Source organism: Mycobacterium sp. NPDC003449, from assembly GCF_053588415.1.
In genome coordinates this window covers 79,295-97,201 of the sequence record NZ_JBSFPX010000002.1, presented here as the reverse complement: position 1 = coordinate 97,201, position 17,907 = coordinate 79,295, and the positions used below count along the sequence as shown (strand labels likewise).

Here is a 17,907-nt window from a genome sequence, read left to right as displayed (position 1 = left end):
AGACGCGGGCGTACCCGAAACCACGCGATTGCGGGTACCGGCGCGTCTGCTCGCGCGGAGGACGTCAGGCGCTGCCCGTGTCGACGTAGGACACCGCGGCGGCGAACACGTCGTCGATCTGGTACTGCTTGGCCGCGGCGATCGCCACCGACGGGTCGATCTCGCCGTCGCGGGCCAACCCCTCCAGCACTGCCACCACCACCGACTCGGCGTCGGTGTTGAAGTACCGCCGGGCGGCGGGCCGGGTGTCGGAGAAGCCGAATCCGTCGGTCCCGAGCGTGATGTAAGTGCCCGGCACCCAGGCCCGGATCTGCTCGGGCACCGCCCGCATCCAGTCCGAGACCGCCACCACCGGGCCGGCCGCGTCGGCCAGCGCACTGGTCACGTGCGGGGTCCTGGCGGGCTCGTCCGGGTGGCGCAACCGGTGCCGCTCGATCTCGACACCTTCCCGGTTGAGTTCACCCCAGCTGGTCACCGACCACACGTCGGCGGCCACATCCCATTCCGCGGTCAACAGGTCCGCGGCCCGCAACGCCTCGGGCATCGACACACCCGACGCGAGGATCTGGGCGGTGTTGGAGCGTTTCTCGGTGGCCCGCCGGTACCGGTACATGCCGCGCAGCAGCGCCTCGGGATCGAGATCGTCGGGCTGCGCGGGCTGCACATAGGGCTCGTTGTAGATGGTGATGTAGAAGAAGACGTTCTCCGGGTGCTCGCCGTACATCCGGGCCAGGCCGCTCTCGATGATGTGGGCGATCTCGTAGGCGAACGCCGGGTCGTAGGTCACCGCGGCCGGATTGGTCGACGCCAACAACAATGAGTGCCCGTCGGCGTGCTGCAGTCCCTCACCGGTCAGCGTGGTGCGGCCCGCGGTGGCGCCGAGCACGAACCCCTTGGCCATCTGATCGGCCGCGGCCCACAGTCCGTCGCCGGTGCGCTGGAACCCGAACATCGAATAGAAGATGTAGATCGGGATCATCGGCTCGTCGTGGGTGGAGTACGACGTGCCAACGGCGCTGAACGAGGAGGTGGACCCGGCCTCGTTGATGCCCTCGTGCAGGATCTGGCCGACCTCACTCTCCTTGTAGGCCAGCATCAGTGCCGAGTCCACCGAGGTGTAGAGCTGTCCGTTGCGGTTGTAGATCTTCAGGCTCGGGAACCACGAGTCCATCCCGAAGGTGCGGGCCTCGTCGGGGATGATCGGGACCAGGCGCGGCCCGATGTTCTTGTCCCGCAACAGCTCCTTGAAGGTGCGCACAGTGGCCATCGTGGTGGCCACGGCCTGGTTGCCCGAACCCTTCTTGAGTGCCGCGTAGGTGCCGGAGCCGGGCAGCGGCAGCGCGGTGGGCTTGTTGCGCCGCGACGGCACAAAGCCACCGAGGGCGCGACGACGTTCCAGCAGGTAGCGGATCTCGGGTGCCTCCGGTCCCGGATGGTAGTACGGCGGCAGGTAGGGATCGGCCTCGAGCTGGTCATCGCTGATCGGCACCCGGGTGACGTCGCGGAAGTCCTTGAGGTCTTGCAGCGCAAGCTTTTTCATCTGGTGCGTGGCATTGCGGCCCTCGAAATGGCTGCCCAGCGTGTAGCCCTTGATAGTCTTGGCCAGGATGATGGTGGGCTGGCCCTTGTGCTCGGTCGCGGCACGGTAGGCGGCGTAGACCTTGCGGTAATCGTGGCCGCCGCGTTTGAGGTTCCAGATCTCCTGGTCGGTCATCGGTTCGACCAGGGCCTTGGTGCGCGGGTCGCGGCCGAAGAAGTGGTCGCGGACGTAGGCGCCGTCGTTGGCCTTGTAGGTCTGGTAGTCCCCGTCGGGGGTGGTGTTCATCAGGTTGACCAGGGCGCCGTCCCGGTCGGCGTGCAGCAGGGCGTCCCATTCGCGGCCCCAGACCACCTTGATGACGTTCCACCCGGCGCCGCGGAAGAACGATTCGAGTTCCTGGATGATCTTGCCGTTGCCGCGCACCGGGCCGTCGAGGCGCTGCAGGTTGCAGTTGACCACGAAGGTCAGGTTGTCGAGCGCCTCGTTGGCGGCCACCTGGATCAGGCCGCGGCTCTCGGGCTCGTCCATCTCGCCGTCGCCCAGGAACGCCCAGACGTGCTGATCGGAGGTGTCCTTGATGCCGCGGTCGTGCAGGTAGTGGTTGAACCTGGCCTGATAGATCGCGTTCATCGGGCCCAGACCCATCGAGACCGTGGGGAACTCCCAGAAGTCGGGCATCAGCCGGGGGTGCGGGTAGGACGGCAGCCCGCCGCCCTTGTGCGAGTGCTCCTGGCGGAAACCATCCAGTTGGTCGGTGGTCAGCCTGCCCTCGAGGAACGCGCGGGCGTAGATGCCCGGCGAGGCGTGGCCCTGGATGAAGACCTGATCGCCGCCGCCCGGATGGGACTTGCCGCGGAAGAAGTGGTTGAACCCGACCTCGTAGAGCGATGCGGAGGAGGCGTAGGTGGAAATATGGCCGCCCACACCGACTCCCGGACGCTGCGCGCGGTGCACCATGATGGCGGCGTTCCACCGGATCCAGGCGCGAAAGCGCCGCTCGACATCCTCATCACCGGGGAACCACGGCTCCAACTCGGTGGGAATGGTGTTGACGTAGTCCGTCGAGGTCAACGCGGGAATGGCGACCCGCTTCTCCCGAGACCGTTCCAGCAACCGCAACATCAGATAGCGCGCCCTGGCCGGGCCGGAACGCTCGAGCAACTCGTCGAACGATTCCAGCCATTCCCCGGTCTCATCGGTGTCGATATCGGGCAGATACGAGGCGACGCCCTCACGAATCACCCGGACACGGTCGGGTTCTGGTGTGCTGCTGGAGTTTTGAGCCAGGTCCTGGCGCACGAACTCGGTGGTCAACTTCCGCTCCTTGTTAGGCGGTAACTACTTCTGCGCTTGTGGCGCCTTCCATCGTCCACTCATCCTGCCGCATTCGCTCGGCCGGGGTGGCGAGTGCAATGAACCCGTCGGAACCGGGACGAACCGGTAACGTCTGCAGATCGTGGGGATGGGTTGGCCAGGTGTGGCAGGCCGTGGGGCGAGGTGCAGGATCGCCGCGCTCGGGCTCGGCGGCGCCGCGGCCGCCGCCATGGTGGTGGTCGGCTGCACCTCGGTTACCGGCGGTACCGCACAGGTCGATCGCGAGGCGGCACCGGTGTACCGGGCGTCCATCTCGGCGTCGATCGACGTGTCCATGTCGAGTTCGGTCGCCAGGGAGTCCGAGCGGCAGGCCTCGCTGACCACCAAGGCCGTCCACACCGTGTGCGAGGACCTGAGCACCTCGGCGGTGGACGCGGTCGACGCGGTGAACGTCTACATCGAGGCCGTCAACAACAACACCGGTGACGCGAAGGCCAAGGCCGGGCCGGCCATCGACGCCCTCAACCGCAGCGCCGAACTGGTCAGCGCCGGTTTGTCCGACGCGCTCACGCCCGATCTGCGGGGAGCGCTGACCGAATGGGTGGACTCGGTGAAGGCGCTCGCGGCGACCATGTCGGCCGATTCCGGGCCCGATGCGTTCAACTCCGCGTCGAACCGGTCCAACACCGCACGGGAGAACGCATTGGACCGGTGTGATGCTGCGTATTGACGCCGGATCGACAAACTGGCCCGCCGGGCGCCCGCACTTGCACCCCGGCGTGCGACGATAGGGCCAGGCATCGGCAGCACCGGGCTGCGGACAGAGCTTCACAAAGCGTCGAAAGCTAAGGAGGACCGAGGGTGGTCGCGGCGGCGGGGAAGGATTCTGACCCGAACTACGCCCAAGGGCTGGGCATCAGCAAGGGGCAGATCGTCCAGGAGTTGGGCTGGGATGAGGATACCGACGACGACATCCGGGCCGATATCGAGGACGCGTGCGGTTCGGAGCTGCTCGATGAGGATGCGGACGACGTGGTCGACGTCGTATTGCTCTGGTGGCGCGACGGCGACGGCGATCTCGTCGACCGGCTGATGGATGCCATCACCCCACTCGCCGAGGACGGCGTGATCTGGGTGGTGACCCCGAAGACGGGCAAATCCGGGCACGTTCAGCCGGCCGAGATCGCCGAATCGGCGCCGACGGCCGGGCTGATGCAGACCTCGTCGGCCAAGCTGGGGGACTGGACGGCCAGTCGCCTGGTGCAGCCGAAGTCGAAGGCGGCCGGAAAACGGACCTGACGCAGGTGCTGTCGGTCGGCACGCCGGCTCCCGACTTCACCCTCGCCGATCAGAACGGCAGGCCCGTCACCCTCGGCTCGTACCGGGGCGCCAGGGATGTGCTGCTGGTGTTCTTCCCGCTCGCGTTCACCGGGATCTGTGAGGCCGAACTCGGGGAGATCCGCGACCATCCGGGCGTCTACGACACCGCAGGCACGGCCGCGCTCGCCGTCTCGGTGGGTCCGCCGCCCACCCACAAGATCTGGTCCGCCCAAAGCGGCTTCACCTTCCCGATCCTGTCCGATTTCTGGCCGCACGGGGCGGTGGCGCAGGAGTACGGCGTGTTAAACGCAGACACCGGCTACCCCAACCGGGGTACCTTCGTCGTCGACCGGACCGGAACCATCCGGTTCGCCGAGATGCTCGAACCGGGCCAGGCGCGCGATCAGAAGGTGTGGGCGCACGCGCTTGCGGCCCTGAACGCGTGATCCGGATTTCCGGTCGCCCGCAGAATCCGTGTACCGTGCCTGCGACGGGGCGCGTAGCTCAGTGGTAGAGCTCTGGTTTTACACACCAGCGGTCGGCGGTTCGATACCGTCCGCGCCCACCAAAGTTATTGCAGGTCAAGGCCATAGTTGGCGGCGACTGGAGACAGTGCCGAGCACCTGATTGCGGGCCAAGTTGCCACCAGGTTGCCAATGGTGGAGGGGGCTTAGCGATCCGACCCGGCTAGCCGTTCTCTCGATGCATCCATGTGACCGTTACGGGTTTAGTGCCGGGCGGAGCGTCGTCGGCGGGGCCCATGGTGATTTCGACGGGGACTTTCCTGGGAGGCCCGGCGGTCGGATCGTCCGGCCATTTGAAACCCCAAGGGTCTCGGATGCGGATGCAGGGTGCGGTGTGTATTCCGACGACTAGGGTCTGTGCCCGGTCAGGCCAGGAAATCGAATCGAGTTGCCTGCCCCCCGTACCGTGCTGCTGCTGCAAAGCGGACAGGTCGAGATTTCTCCCACTTATGACTACACGAGGTATGAATTCGTTGGGAAGGTCGCCGTAGACAAGTATTTGCCCCGCCCCATCGGGGGACAGCGTGGCGACGACGCATTCTTCGCTTACCCCTGCCTCGTCGCTGGGGGATTCTTTTGACGTCGGGGCAGCATCACGGTTGATGATGGCAACCGCGTCGGCCAGCTTGTCGGGGTCGGGCTTGAAGGCAATGAGGTCGAGTAGCGATTTCTGTTGGTCGGCTGAGACCGCCGGTGTCCAGCCGGTGACGATGCATTTCGGTTTTCGCACTCTGAAGGTGGAGAGAAAGAGTTTGTCGTCTCCGACCGGCTGCGGGGGCTGGCCTGGGCGCTCGAAGTTGCTGATCATCCAGAGTCGCGGAATGGCGCGCTCGTAGGCGATCATCGTGAAGGTGGTGCGTCGATCTTTCTCCGGCACCTTGGGCAGCCAGGTGTCACCTTCGCTCATTATCAGGTTCGCGATGTCTCGCGGGGACTGCGGTCGCTCGTACGGATGCTCCAACAGCTTCTCCAACCACTCCGCTGTGTCGTGCGGTGTTGCGAATCCAGTGCCTCGGGCTGCGGCCACGCCGGTATAGCAGAGCAGTCCCGACCACGTCGGGTAGAGCAACACGAATTGCTTTTGTGCGGTGTGACTTTCCACGACGACTGATTTGTTTTTGCTGTCGCGGTGCGTGGTTCGGAAATCAGAAGTCTGGGACATCAGCCATGCCGCCACTGTGGTGATGTTCAGCGTCAATTTGCAATTCCCTTGCGCCGCGTGGTGTGGTCCGCAACCGACAGCGTAGATCTGCCACGCCACGCTCGAAAATGGCGCGCTCCTGCAATCTGCATGACCTCACAGTCAGCCGAACAGTGACGCGCCCACCGCGCGCAGCTCGTCGGCTTTCACGTCGGCGTAGATCGACAGCGCCACCGCCGGGTCGTGACCGTGCCAGGCCGCGACGATGTGCGGCGGGTGGCCCTGGTCGAGCATCAGGCTGACGCTGGTGTTGCGCAGGCCGTGCAGCTTGATCCGGTGCAGCCCGGCGCGTGAGCGCAACCGCTGGAACTTGTCGGTGTAGGACTCGGGCCGCAGCGGCTCGCCGTCCTGGCACACGGCCACCAGGCGGTCCTCGGACCACGCGACGCCGAGCGCCAGGGCCTCGCGCTTCTGGGCCGCCTTGAGCGCCCGCAGCGCCTCGGTCACGTCGGCCGGTAACGGCAGATCGCGGCGGCTGCGGCGCGACTTCGGCCCGCCCTCAACGGTGTCGCTGCCGACGGCCACCCGGCCACGCCGTACCGACAGCGTGCCGGTGTCCAGATCGACCGCCGACCAACGCAACCCGAGCACTTCACTGCGCCGCATGCCGTAGCAACTGAGCAGCCAGCACGCGAACAACCGGTGATCGCGCACCGCCTCGCGGAACGTGACGACCTCGGCCAGGGTCCACGACTTGGCGGTGGCCTCGGTATCGGCGTCGCTGTCGTCGGCCTGGCCGTCGGCGGCAGGGGTGCGCTCGTCGGGGTCGGCATCCTTGGGGCGCTCAACCAACGCAATCACGTTGCGCGCCAGCACGCCCTGATCGGTGTAGGACTGCACGACCGCGCCGAACGTGGTCAGCGTCGACCGAACCGTCTGCGGGCTCAATCCGCGTTTCTCGGCGGCGGTCTCGGGCTCGGCGGCGGGCGCGTAGCCCCCCCGGCGCAGGCGCGTGACGCGGCCAGCCCGCAGCAGCGCCGACAGCGCCGTATGGACATCGCCGGGCAGGGAGGCGGCAAGCTCGGCGGCGGTGACGCCCTCGGGGTGCTCGGCCACCAGCGCGACCACCTGGCCCGCAAGGCTCTCGGCCCGATAGTGGCGGTGATCGGTGCGGGCCTCGGTAAGCATCCACTTGACCAGCGCGTCGCCGTCGGCCTTGGTCAGCTGCTGGAGCTTGCGAGTACCGAGGTAGCGCCGGACCGGTTTCAGGTCCATTTCGTACGAGTAGGTGGTGACCCGCCGGATGCCGCGCCGACCGGCCAGCCACGCATCGCACGCCTGGTCCACCGTGACCGACGTCTGTGCGGCGCTGGGCGTCGATGACGGCGGCGGGCCGGGCAGCGCCCAGCTCGCCAACCTGCGCGCCGGTCTGCGCTCGGTGCCGCCGCTGGTCCGCACCACCGCCAAGCAAGCCGCACCCGCCTGACGTTCCAACCGGCATCGCGCCGAGCCTCGGCGGAGCGGTGACCGGAGCACCACCGACGACACTCAACGACACCACCGAGGAGACCGACATGACGACGACCACCACAGCCGACCGCTGGGCGGTGGACTACTGCCCGGTGTGCAACCCGCTCGGCCACCTAGCCGACCGCGACGTGAGGCTGGCCACCATGACCGCGCCGACCGAGGTGACCGCCGGGCGTGGGCGGTGGGCGCTGTGCCGGTACCGCTGCGGCAGCTGCGGGCACACCTGGCAGCGCGCCGACCTCTGGACTGCCAAGACCGCCGGTCTGCCCGCCGCCTGAGAGCGGGCCGCGTGGAGGCGGCATCGCCTACCCGTTCGCTACGGTGCATCGGTGAGCGACGAACGGAACCCTGAGGTCTACTTGCGCGCCGTCATCGAGCTTCTGCATGGCGTCGAGCTAGAACAGTTCGACCGCGACGGACGCCAGCGTGCAGTCGATTACGTGTTCGCGTCACCCGAGGCGGTAACGGGGGCTGTGGAAATGACCACCTACCGCGACGGGCGGGCAGCGGAGATGGAATCCAAGCTGAAAGCCGACGGTGAGACGGTCACCGTCGATAGTCCTCGCGGTTGGGTGGTCAGCGTTGGACTCGGCACGAGAATCGACCAGCTGCGAAAGCGGTTACCCACGGTCATCGCCGCGTGTGACCGCCACGGCGTCGATGCCCCGATGCGACTACCAATCAGCGAGGACGGCGCAGATATTCAATGGTTCGCGGCGGCGGACCTGGCCCTGTCGCTGAGCGCGATGTCAGCCCCCGGCACAGTGGTCGTGCGCATGCCGCCGACAGTGGGCTGGCCCCGCGATGAGAATCTGGACAGCGACCTAGAGCGGATGCTCACCGGAGCCGGTATCGCGTCGAAGCTGGACAAGCTGCGCGACCACCAGGGCGTCACGGAACGGCACCTCGCGGTCGGCGTGCACCACCACGGACCGGGGTTTGACCTGTTCGACCAATTGCTTTCGCCGAGCGGCTATGTCCCCAAGTACGAGCCAGGGGAGGGCTTCGCCGCAACACACCTATGGCTCACCGCAGGCTACCGGCAGGTGCTCACCTGGAGTCGCGCCGACGGGTGGGCCTGGAAGCCGTTTCCTCCGGCCTAAAGGCAATGCCGCGCAGTTAGCGATGTGGCTGGTGTGGTAAGTGTGACACGCCGGGTGGAGTGCAGATAGGACAGCGGAACTCTCAGGTATCGATGGAGTGTCCTCGCAAGACATCCTTCTCAGCTGGGAGTTCCGCTGTCTGTTCAGTCTGTCATCTGTCCTGTCGCGTCGACGAGCGAGGGGCCTTTCGGTCCTGGTCATCTGGGTGAGTTGACCAGGATCGTGTCCCCTGACCTTGTCGATGCCGCCCTGCAGAACACCGGCCGCGTGCAACGCCGGGTTCGGATACTGCCCTCGCGAGTGGTGGTGTATCTGCTGCTGGCCGGGGCACTGTTCTCCGAGGTCGGCTACCGCGGGGTCTGGGCGCGGCTGATCGCGGGCCTGGACCCGGCCGCCGTGGCCACCCCTGGTTCCTCGGCACTGTCCCAAGCAATGCGCCGGGTCGGGGTCGCGCCGCTACGTGAATTGTTCGGCCTGCTGGCCGGCCCGGCCGCCGGTGCGGTCCGCTGGCGAGGCTTGCTGGTCTGCGCGATCGATGGCACCTCGATGTTCGTGCCCAACAGTGCGGCCAACGCCACGGCGTTCGGGCGCCAAACCGGGCGTCCTGACGCCGAGTCCGGATACCCGATGCTGCGCCTGCTCACCATCGTGGCGTGCGGCACCCGCACCATCGTTGATGCAGTGTTCGGTTCCTACCGTGTCGGCGAAACCACGTACACACCAAAACTTCTACAGTGCTTGAAGCCGGGCATGCTGCTGCTGGCTGACCGCAACTTCGCAGTCACCACCCTGATTGAACAGATCGCTGACACCCGAGCCGACTTGCTGATCCGCTGCAAAGACGCCCGTGTGCTGCCGGCCATCACCACACTGGACGACCGCAGCTGGCTGGCACGCATGGGATCAGTCACCGTGCGGGTGATTGACGCCTCGATCACCGTGCGCTTAGACGCCACAACAACCCGAGTTGGCCACTACCGCCTGGTCACCACCTTGACTGACGAAAAGCGCTACCCGGCACGCGAACTCGTTGATCTCTACCACCAGCGATGGGAAATCGAGACCAGCTACCTGGAACTGAAATCGACCATCCTCGACGGGCGAGTGCTACGCGCGGCTACACCGACCGGAATCACCCAAGAGGTCTACGCACTGCTGATCACCTACCAGGCACTACGCACAGCCCTGGCCGACACCGCACGGGCCCGCCCCGACATCTGCGCAAACCGACTCAGTTCACCATCGCTCTGCACGCCGCCCGAGACCAAGTCATTCACGCCGCCACAGCGATCACCGAGACCGCCATCGACCTCATCGGCCGTATCGGAACTGCCGCCCTCAACCAACCCCTACCAACCCGACGATCACGCAGCTGCCCACGAGTAGTCAAACGCGCGATATCCAAACACCGAGCCAAAGGCCCCATCGACCGCACCAACCACACAACCACCATCACCATCAACATCCTCGACAGTTGACAACCTCACTCCACCGTTAACTGCGCGGCATTGGGCCTAAAGGCGGCTGTGGTTCTCGGCGGCCTGGATGCACGCAGGATGCGCCAGCCATAATGATCGCCGGTGACCGCGCTCACTGAAATTCCCCACTGACGCTCATCGAAATTCCCCACCCGTGTGGCTCCGCCGAGAAGGGCGGGCCTCCCTCGAAGCTGCTGGTGTCTGACGCCAGTTGCTCCATCGAAGGAGGCCCGCTTTCTCATGCTCACATGGGAGGACGATGTGGAAGTACATGCCCTACGCAAACGTGGTTGGTCGATCTCGGCGATCGCCCGCCACACCGGGTTCGACCGCAAGACGGTCCGCAAGTACCTGGCCGGTGACGGCCAACCGGGGGTGCGTGCCCGCCCCGACCCGGATCCGTTCGATCCGTTCGTCGACTACGTCGTCGCGCGGCTGACCGAGGACCCGCACCTGTGGGCCCGCACCCTCTACGACGAACTCGGGGACCTGGGGTTCGGGCTGTCGTATCAGAGTCTGACCCGCAACATCCGCGCACGGAATCTGCGCCCGGTGTGCCAGGCGTGCCGCACGGCCACCCAGCGGCCGAACGCGGTGATCCCGCATGCCCCCGGCGATGAAACCCAATGGGACTGGCTGGAATTGCCCGACCCACCGGCATCGTGGGGCTGGGGCAAGACCGCGCACCTGCTGGTCGGCTCACTGGCGCATTCGGGTAAGTGGCGCGGCTACCTGGCGCCGAGCGAGGACCAGCCGCACCTGGTCGCCGGTCTCGACCGCGTCACCCGCGGCCTGGGCGGCGTCACGCGGGTGTGGCGGTTCGACCGGATGGCCACGGTGTGTGATCCCGGCTCGGGTCGGGTGACCGCGTCGTTCGCCGGGGTGGCCAAGCACTACGGCGTGGCGGTGGCGATCTGCCCGCCGCGGCGCGGCAACCGCAAGGGCGTGGTGGAGAAGGTCAATCACACCGCCGCGCAACGCTGGTGGCGCACCCTGGCCGACGACACCACCGTTGAGCAGGCTCAGGTGAGCGTGGATCGCTTCGCCCGGGTGCGCGGGGACACCCGGCTGCGGGCCACCGCTGATGGCCGCTCCTCGGTCGCCGTGGTGGCCAAGGCCGAACCACTGCAGCCGACGCCGGCGCAGGCGTATCCGGTGATCGTGGCCGAGTCCCGCACCGCCTCGCGCCAAGCGATGGTGTCCTACCGCGGTAACCGGTACTCGGTGCCCCCGGAACTGGCCGCCGCCAGCGTGGTGGTGTCTCATCCGGTCGGCGGCGATTTCGTCGACATCGCCACCACGAGCGGGATCGTGATCGCTCGGCACCGGTTGGCCGCTGATGGGCTTGGGGTGATGGTGCGTGACAGCGGTCATGTCATCGCCCTGGACGCCGTGGCGATGGCCACCGCGGCGACCGGACGCCCGCACCGGCGCAAGGAACGCATCCCACCCGGGCCGGCCGCCAAAGCCGCTGCCGCACAACTCATCCGACTCAAAGGCGCCAATGCCATCACCAACGAGTCATCAACGTCATCAACCGATTCCACCGTCATCGACCTGTCCGTCTACGAGCGGGCCGCCCAGAACAGGACCATCCAATGACCCCCACCTCAGGCACTCCCAATACCACCAACAGGACCGAGGAATCGCCGTCAGCGGCGGCAAGCCGCTACCAGCAGCTGCGCTCGCACCTGGCCGAGCTCAAACTGGCCGCGGCCGCCGAGGCCCTACCGGCGGTGCTCGACGCGGCCGCCGCCGAAGGGCTGTCACTGACCGTCGCGTTGGAACGGCTGCTGGCCGTCGAAGTCGAGGCCAGCACCGCCCGCCGACTGGCCGGCCGGCTGCGGTTCGCGTGCCTGCCCACCCCGGCCACCCTGACCGACTTCGACGTCGATGCCGCCGCCGGAATCGACCGCAAGCTCATCGACGAACTCGGCACCTGCCGCTACCTCGAATCAGCGACCAACATCCTGCTCATCGGGCCACCAGGCACCGGCAAGACCCACCTGTCGGTCGGACTGGCACGCGCTGCCGCACACGCCGGCTACCGCACCTACTTCACCACCGCCGCTGATCTGGCTGCACGATGTCACCGCGCCGCGATCGAAGGCCGCTGGGCCACAACAATGCGGTTCTACGCCGGACCGACACTCCTGGTGATCGATGAACTGGGATACTTACCGCTGCCCGCCGAAGCCGCTTCGGCGTTGTTTCAGGTTGTCTCCCAACGATATTTAAAGACCAGCATCGTCATCACCACCAACCGCGGCGTCGGCGCGTGGGGCGAGATCCTCGGCGACACCACCGTCGCCGCCGCCATGCTCGACCGCCTGCTGCACCGTTCCGTGGTCATCAACCTCGACGGCGAGTCCTACCGCCTACGCGACCACCACGCCGCCGCCGAAACCCTGCGCCGAACCACCACCGGCACCCGCCAACAACTACACTGACCGCTGCTCACAGGTGAGGAATTTCGGCGAGCACAGCCGGGGATTTTCGATGAGCGCCGTCAATAGCGCCTTGTCCGTGGCGCATCTCGACTGACGCGCTGCGGCCGATCGGCAGGAATACGGCGGAACCGAATATGGCGGGTGACCAGTAAACCAGCGCATATCGCACTGCGCACCAATGGGATTCAACCCCACACCCTGACCTGACCTAACTGATACTGCCCCGTTCCAACGCCCACCGATGCCGGAAAGGCAATACCTCGGCAGCGATCTCGAAATCAGCGTTGTAGTGGAGCAGTGTCACATCGTGGGCGTTGGCAAGGGTGGCGATCAGCAAGTCGGCCATACCGACGGCACGATGGCGACCGGTGCCCGCCAGCGACTGCTGCGCAGCCAATGCCGCCTGCCAGTGTTCATCGTTGGTCGGCAGGTACTCATACGCGAGGCGGCGATCCGACCATAGCTGCGCATAGTCCGCGGCGGTGCCGGCGCTGTAGAGCGCCTCGGCATCGAGCTGAGCGGTGGTTGCGACCAGTCCGGCCTCAATAAGCGGAGCAAGTCGGTCGGCGACCTCGGGGTGTGTCATGCGTGCCGCAGCACTCGTGTCGATGAGATACCGCGCTACTAGCGCCACACATCACCTCGTTGACCAGGGTCAGACATCTCCCCCAGACCGCCGGACTTCAACCATGCGATCTGGCGAGCGCGAGCAGATGCCGCTGCAGCCTGCCGCAACGCGATGCGGACGGTATCTGACACGCCGGACGTCTTAAGTTCCTTCTGCGCGGCCAGTAACAGGTCATCGTCGAGGTCAATCAAGCGCTTTGTCATCTCGCCACCCCACGTATATACGAATTCTTGTTTGAGTATATACGCGACTGCCGTCGGTGGCCGCACCAGCCGTGAACGGAGAAATGCAGCAATCGAATATGGCGTGTTTCCGGTAATCGCCGTTTTCATCTGATGAATCGCGGACATCTTGAGTTGATGACGATGACCCGTACCTGCGGCTCCAGATTGGTATCGCCAAACATCATGGATGGCCGCAGTTTCGGTAGATGACTGCTCCGTGCGATCGAATAATGACGGCGGCGCGCTTAGAGATCGAGGACGACGCGCAGTGCGGCATCAACGCGCCGCATCTCGTCGAAGCTGAGGAACCCGACACTCTTGCCGAGCCGACCCGGGTCGACCGCCGCCGCCTGCTCGGCAAGTACCCGCGTGTTCACGCCGCCAATTTCAACCTCGGGACGAAAGCTAGCGGCACGAGCCGACGCCGACGTGGGAGCCACCAGCCAAGTCGACAGCGGCAGTTGGTCCGACTGGACGACGACGGCATAGCGAGAACCGGACTGCTCGTGGCCGCGACTCCCCCGCGGAGCATGCAACTGAAGGACCTCACCACGCACGCAGTGTCTCCATATCGCGCAGCACCTGCATAGCCTCAGCGCGGTCCGACTCGTCATCAGCAAGCCGTTCCGCCTCGGCACGAATCGCCGCGCCAGCTTTCCGTCGCGCGGCGTCGATCAGAGCAGTACGAACAGCTACCGATACAGCCGTGCCGTCTCTGGTCAAGACCTCCAGGGCCTTGGATGTGTCTTCGTCCGGCCGGAAGGTAATCGTGTCAGCCATGGAACCCAGCGTAGGACGTTTTGTAAGACATCCACAGGGGTGCGCGGAGTCGTTATTTCGCCGAGGCCCCGCATAGAGACCTATCCAAAGCCGGACCGGATCATCCCGCTCTTTGAGCTCCGAAGAATATAGTCAGCCGCACGCCCGGCGAGCGGCTGGTGAATCTGTTGTGAGGTCACGCCGAACCAGTGCCGCAGGGCGTGCTCGAGGCCGTGGTGGTCGGGTCGCTCGGTTGTGTCTGCCCACGCGACGAAACCGTCTGGCCGGATCAGCATCCGGCTGGCGGCGACGGGCTCGACCGGACTGCCGACGACGACTGTCACGCCTTCGATGGGGTTGCCGCGGAAGTCGGAAACGCCGCCGGTGAAATCAAGCAAGAGCGGCTTGCCGTCGCGGGCCAATTCGGCGAGCCGTCTGCGTCCGTATCGGGTCTCGATCGTCAGGTCGGGGGCCCACCGACCGACGAGTTGGTGAGCACCGTCCGGCGCGGGATAACGGACGTCGGCTCCGGAAAGCAGGTCGCTGATGCGGCCGGCGGTTTGTGGATCGGCGAGCAGTTCGCTGAAAATCTCTCGCAGTGCGGTCGTCTCGGGCCCGGGCCGGATGAGCGCGAGCTGCGCCCGGCTGCTGGTGAGCACACGCAGCGCCACCGGCTTGCGTTCTTCCTCGTAGGTGTCGAGCAGGGTCGGGTCCGCTTGGCCGCGAACCACTTTGGCGAGTTTCCAGCCCAGGTTGGCGGCGTCCTGCAGGCCTAGGTTGAGCCCAGGCCCGCCCATGGTGAAGTGGACGTGGGCGGCGTCGCCGACGAGGAAAACGTTCCCGGTACGGTAGTGGGCGGCGATGCGCGAGTTGACACCGATGAAACGGCGGAACTCCACATCGTCTTCCGGCCCGGCGAGCCGCACGGGGAACGTTCCGCCGGTGACGCGTTCAAGGCTTTCTTGTAGTTCTGTGAGAGCCATCGGCTCGACCCCGTCTTCGGAGGGGCGATCGTCTCGGGCCGTGGGATCGAGTTCCAAGGTGCCGAGTATGGGCGGCTTGCCCGGCGGCTGCCCCCAGAAGTACAAGCCGCGCAGACCGCGCCGGAATGGCAGGGGGCCGCCGATGTCGTCCGTCCGGTCTTGGGGTGGCAGTACTCCGAACGCCAGGCGGGTGACCACGTCTTGGGAGGACATCCCGGGAAAATCGATCCCGGCCAGCTTGCGGGTCACACTGTGCCCGCCGTCCGCGCCGACCAGGTAACGGGCGGTCAGCTCATACCGGCCATCCGGTCCCTCTGCCTGAGCGGTGACGAGGCCCTCGTGTTGGGCGAAGCCGGTGAGACGGTGCCCCCACCGCAGGTCGAGCCCGCGCTCGTCTGCTTCTCGCGCCAACTGTTGGGCCAGCTCAGCCTGCGGCGCGGCGAGCAGGTACATCCGTGAGTCCGCAACCGCACCGAAATCCACTGGCAGTGCACCGAACGAAAAGCCCTCAATCGGCCGGGGGCGATCGGAGCTGCCCGAGAGTTTCTCGTAGAGCCCCCGGTGGTCGAGCAGGCGGGGTCCTTGACCGGAAACGCCAGCCGCTCTCGGCTGCAGGTTGGGCCCCGATGTCGGGTCGAGCACCACGGGCCGGACCCCGTGAAGGGCAAGTTCGCAGGCGAGCATGAGGCCGTTGGGCCCGGCCCCGGCGATCAGAACGTCGATCATGGTGTCAGCTCCTTCTGGTATCGGGTACGGCAGCCTCGCGGTGACTAGATGTCGATGACGACTTTGCCGTGCACATGCCGGCCGGCTTGAAGCTCGACCGCGGTGCGAACCCGCTCCATCGGGAAGCTCGCCGCGATGGGCACCCGAAGCCGACCCGACGCGACGAGGCGGGCGATCTCCTCGATCGCGCCGGGTGCGGCGTTGGCGCCGTTGGCGGGCGTGATGCCGTCGACCTGCGCAGCGATGGTGGTGATCCGCTCGTCGGGCACCCCGAGGTCCCGCGCCGCGTGCACCGTCTCCGTTCCATGCAGGTCGATCGCTGCGGTGACGCCGGCGGGAGCCGAGGCGCGGACCCGTGCGACCAGGCCGTCGCCGTAGGTGACCGGCTCGGCGCCGAGGGCGTACAGGTTGTCCGCCGACGACGCCGATCCCGTCCCGATCACCCGCGCGCCGGCGATGCGTGCGAGCTGGACGGCGAATACCCCGACTCCGCCTCCCGCGCCGCCGATGAGCAGGGTGTCGCCCGGGCGGGGGTTGATTACGGCGAGCGCGGCGGCGGCGGTGGACCCTGCGATGGCGAGGGTGGCGGCGGTGCGGTCGTCGAGGCCGTCTGGGGTGTGGTGGGCGGCGCCACCGTCCGCGACGGTTCCGGTCACGTCGATGATGACGTAGTCGGCGACCGCACGGGAGAGGGCGCCGCCGAAAACGCGGTCGCCGACGGCGAAGCCGGCTACACCGTCACCGACCTGGTCGATGACGCCGGCGTAGTCGGTACCGAATCCGCACGGCAGGTTCAATCCGAACCGGGCCGCGGTGTCCGCGGCGGAGGTCATGAACCAGTCCATCGGGTTTAGTCCCGCGGCTCTCACCCGCACGCGGATCTGTCCGGTGCTGGCCTTTGGTGCCGACACCTGGCCGACGGTCAGCACCTCCGGGCCGCCGAACGACTCGAGCAGAACTGCTCTGCCGGTGGCCAGAGACGTGTCGGGGCGCTGTTGCTGCATGTCCACCTGATCTCCTCCGCGGGGTGAGTGAAGCGGAAAACGTACTATGCTCCGTTTCCGAAGCCGACCGTAACACAACCGGAGCGTGATCCGTTTTGACTGACCCGGAAGATCGTCGGCCGCGAGCGGACGCGACTCGCAACCGCGACCAACTCCTCGACGTGGCGACACGCGTGTTCGCGTCCGCCGACACCGAGCCCTCGATGCGCGCTATCGCACGCGAAGCCGGGGTCGGCATCGCCACCCTCTACCGGCACTTTCCCAATCGCGAATCCTTGGTCGACGCGGTCTACCGCGATCAGGTCACGCGGCTCACCATCGGCGCCCGCGACCTGCTCGCACAGCTCCCCCCGCCGGAGGCGCTGCGACGCTGGATGGACCTGTTCGGCGACTGGATCGCAACCAAGAACGGCATGCTCGACACACTGGTTGCCATGGTCGAATCCGGCGAGATCGCCCACGCCCGAACCCGGATCGAACTGCTGGCAGCCATCGACGACATCCTCGACGCCGGGCGCGCCACAGGTGAACTGCGCGCCGATATCAGCGCCGAAGACATCGCGGCTAACCTCATCGGGATCTTCACCGTGACCAAGCCGCCCGAACACGACGCCCGGACAAGCCGCCTACTGAATGTCCTCCTAGACGGGCTCCGCTCCCAACCCTGAACCCCCGACCCCTCGGATTGTGCGAAGGTGGATGAGTCCAGTAAGCGTCAGCAGCGGGTGCCGCAACGACCGAAACCACACACACCTATCCGTTGCTGCAGCCCGATTCCGGCAGGATGCCCTGCCGGCCACGCGGGTGCGCTAAGAGCCACTGGGCCTTCGCGAACCATCACTCGTTGTAACCGCTAGACGTCCGCTATTCCGCTCAGCGGAAGTACGGTTCAACCGTGCCACTGAGCTTGACGACCATAGGATTTCCGTGGCGATCCTTCGCGGTAGGGACTTCAACACGCACCCAACCCTCGGCCACGTCGTATTCGTGAACATTGGTTTTGTCGGCGCCATTGAAGCGAATCCCCACACCGCGGCCAAGCACCTCTTCGCTATAGAAGGCGCTACGCGGATCGATGGAGAGGTGATTCGGTGGAATGTCTGTGTTCTGATCCTCGGACATAATGGCCTTCGTCGAATGCTGCGGTGGGTGCTCGATCGTTCTCGAAGAATCTACCCGACCC

Annotated in this window: 20 protein-coding genes and 1 tRNA gene; 11 read left to right on the top strand and 10 right to left on the bottom strand. The window is 66.4% G+C overall.

All coding sequences use genetic code 11. The features are described from left to right. Positions 1-64: 64 nt before the first annotated feature. A complete protein-coding gene (gene aceE, locus ACWDTP_RS01300) occupies positions 65-2,854 on the bottom strand; it encodes a pyruvate dehydrogenase (acetyl-transferring), homodimeric type (RefSeq protein ID WP_450015757.1) in 2,790 nt (929 codons plus the stop codon). Positions 2,855-3,002: 148 nt separating this feature from the next. Between aceE and ACWDTP_RS01295 the strand changes: the two genes are divergently transcribed. From ACWDTP_RS01295 to ACWDTP_RS01280, 4 genes are all read left to right on the top strand, one after another. Further along, positions 3,003-3,584, top strand: a complete 582-nt coding sequence (locus ACWDTP_RS01295; protein WP_450015755.1) for a hypothetical protein — start codon at positions 3,003-3,005, stop codon at positions 3,582-3,584. Positions 3,585-3,715: 131 nt separating this feature from the next. Beyond that, a complete protein-coding gene (locus tag ACWDTP_RS01290) occupies positions 3,716-4,153 on the top strand; it encodes a DUF3052 domain-containing protein (protein ID WP_450015753.1) in 438 nt (145 codons plus the stop codon). Positions 4,154-4,158: 5 nt separating this feature from the next. Next, positions 4,159-4,620 carry a peroxiredoxin gene (locus ACWDTP_RS01285; protein ID WP_450015751.1) on the top strand — a complete coding sequence of 154 codons (462 nt, stop codon included), beginning with the start codon at positions 4,159-4,161 and terminating at the stop codon, positions 4,618-4,620. Positions 4,621-4,667: 47 nt separating this feature from the next. Further along, a tRNA-Val gene (locus ACWDTP_RS01280) sits at positions 4,668-4,742 on the top strand. Positions 4,743-4,861: 119 nt separating this feature from the next. Here the strand turns inward: ACWDTP_RS01280 and ACWDTP_RS01275 are convergent. Together ACWDTP_RS01275 and ACWDTP_RS01270 are read right to left on the bottom strand one after the other, a co-directional pair. Then, positions 4,862-5,896 carry a hypothetical protein gene (locus tag ACWDTP_RS01275; protein ID WP_450015749.1) on the bottom strand — a complete coding sequence of 345 codons (1,035 nt, stop codon included), beginning with the start codon at positions 5,894-5,896 and terminating at the stop codon, positions 4,862-4,864. Positions 5,897-6,001: 105 nt separating this feature from the next. Continuing rightward, positions 6,002-7,114 carry a site-specific integrase gene (locus ACWDTP_RS01270; RefSeq protein ID WP_450015747.1) on the bottom strand — a complete coding sequence of 371 codons (1,113 nt, stop codon included), beginning with the start codon at positions 7,112-7,114 and terminating at the stop codon, positions 6,002-6,004. A gap of 16 nt (positions 7,115-7,130) precedes the next feature. Here ACWDTP_RS01270 and ACWDTP_RS01265 point away from each other — a divergent pair, with 16 nt between their 5' ends. The 6 genes from ACWDTP_RS01265 to istB all read left to right on the top strand — a co-directional run bounded on the left by ACWDTP_RS01265 (position 7,131) and on the right by istB (position 12,400). Further along, positions 7,131-7,325 carry a hypothetical protein gene (locus ACWDTP_RS01265; protein WP_450015745.1) on the top strand — a complete coding sequence of 65 codons (195 nt, stop codon included), beginning with the start codon at positions 7,131-7,133 and terminating at the stop codon, positions 7,323-7,325. Between the two features lie 37 nt (positions 7,326-7,362). Continuing rightward, positions 7,363-7,647, top strand: a complete 285-nt coding sequence (locus ACWDTP_RS01260; RefSeq protein WP_450015743.1) for a hypothetical protein — start codon at positions 7,363-7,365, stop codon at positions 7,645-7,647. A 51-nt stretch (positions 7,648-7,698) separates the two neighbouring features. Beyond that, on the top strand, positions 7,699-8,472 hold the full coding sequence (locus ACWDTP_RS01255; protein WP_450015741.1) for a hypothetical protein: 774 nt from the start codon (positions 7,699-7,701) through the stop codon (positions 8,470-8,472). A gap of 123 nt (positions 8,473-8,595) precedes the next feature. Continuing rightward, positions 8,596-9,858, top strand: coding sequence for an IS4 family transposase (locus ACWDTP_RS01250; protein ID WP_450015859.1), 1,263 nt, complete (start codon positions 8,596-8,598; stop codon positions 9,856-9,858). A 332-nt stretch (positions 9,859-10,190) separates the two neighbouring features. Next, positions 10,191-11,552, top strand: a complete 1,362-nt coding sequence (locus ACWDTP_RS01245) for an IS21/IS408/IS1162 family transposase (RefSeq protein ID WP_450015739.1) — start codon at positions 10,191-10,193, stop codon at positions 11,550-11,552. Then, complete coding sequence (istB, locus tag ACWDTP_RS01240) at positions 11,549-12,400, top strand: IS21-like element helper ATPase IstB (RefSeq protein ID WP_450015737.1); 852 nt, start codon at positions 11,549-11,551, stop codon at positions 12,398-12,400. The genes ACWDTP_RS01245 and istB overlap by 4 nt, the downstream gene beginning before the upstream one ends. 208 nt (positions 12,401-12,608) lie before the next feature. Here istB and ACWDTP_RS01235 read toward each other — a convergent pair whose 3' ends face one another. The 6 genes from ACWDTP_RS01235 to ACWDTP_RS01210 form a co-directional block, all read right to left on the bottom strand. Further along, complete coding sequence (locus ACWDTP_RS01235; RefSeq protein WP_450015735.1) at positions 12,609-13,034, bottom strand: PIN domain-containing protein; 426 nt, start codon at positions 13,032-13,034, stop codon at positions 12,609-12,611. Further along, positions 13,025-13,378 carry a hypothetical protein gene (locus ACWDTP_RS01230; protein WP_450015733.1) on the bottom strand — a complete coding sequence of 118 codons (354 nt, stop codon included), beginning with the start codon at positions 13,376-13,378 and terminating at the stop codon, positions 13,025-13,027. Before ACWDTP_RS01230 ends, ACWDTP_RS01235 begins: the two co-directional genes overlap by 10 nt. A 119-nt stretch (positions 13,379-13,497) precedes the next feature. Then, entirely contained in the window at positions 13,498-13,866 is a 369-nt protein-coding gene (locus tag ACWDTP_RS01225) for a type II toxin-antitoxin system PemK/MazF family toxin (RefSeq protein ID WP_450015857.1), read from the bottom strand. Next, positions 13,799-14,032 carry a hypothetical protein gene (locus ACWDTP_RS01220; RefSeq protein WP_450015731.1) on the bottom strand — a complete coding sequence of 78 codons (234 nt, stop codon included), beginning with the start codon at positions 14,030-14,032 and terminating at the stop codon, positions 13,799-13,801. Before ACWDTP_RS01220 ends, ACWDTP_RS01225 begins: the two co-directional genes overlap by 68 nt. 80 nt (positions 14,033-14,112) lie before the next feature. Next, positions 14,113-15,720, bottom strand: coding sequence for an FAD-dependent monooxygenase (locus tag ACWDTP_RS01215; protein WP_450015729.1), 1,608 nt, complete (start codon positions 15,718-15,720; stop codon positions 14,113-14,115). Between the two features lie 44 nt (positions 15,721-15,764). After that, a complete protein-coding gene (locus tag ACWDTP_RS01210; RefSeq protein WP_450015855.1) occupies positions 15,765-16,724 on the bottom strand; it encodes an NADP-dependent oxidoreductase in 960 nt (319 codons plus the stop codon). Positions 16,725-16,819: 95 nt separating this feature from the next. On the opposite strand from ACWDTP_RS01210, the gene ACWDTP_RS01205 reads away from it, so the two are divergent. Continuing rightward, positions 16,820-17,392 carry a TetR/AcrR family transcriptional regulator gene (locus ACWDTP_RS01205; RefSeq protein WP_450015727.1) on the top strand — a complete coding sequence of 191 codons (573 nt, stop codon included), beginning with the start codon at positions 16,820-16,822 and terminating at the stop codon, positions 17,390-17,392. A 205-nt stretch (positions 17,393-17,597) separates the two neighbouring features. Here the strand turns inward: ACWDTP_RS01205 and ACWDTP_RS01200 are convergent, their stop codons facing one another. Further along, positions 17,598-17,846, bottom strand: coding sequence for a DUF3297 family protein (locus tag ACWDTP_RS01200; RefSeq protein WP_450015725.1), 249 nt, complete (start codon positions 17,844-17,846; stop codon positions 17,598-17,600). Positions 17,847-17,907: the final 61 nt, after the last annotated feature.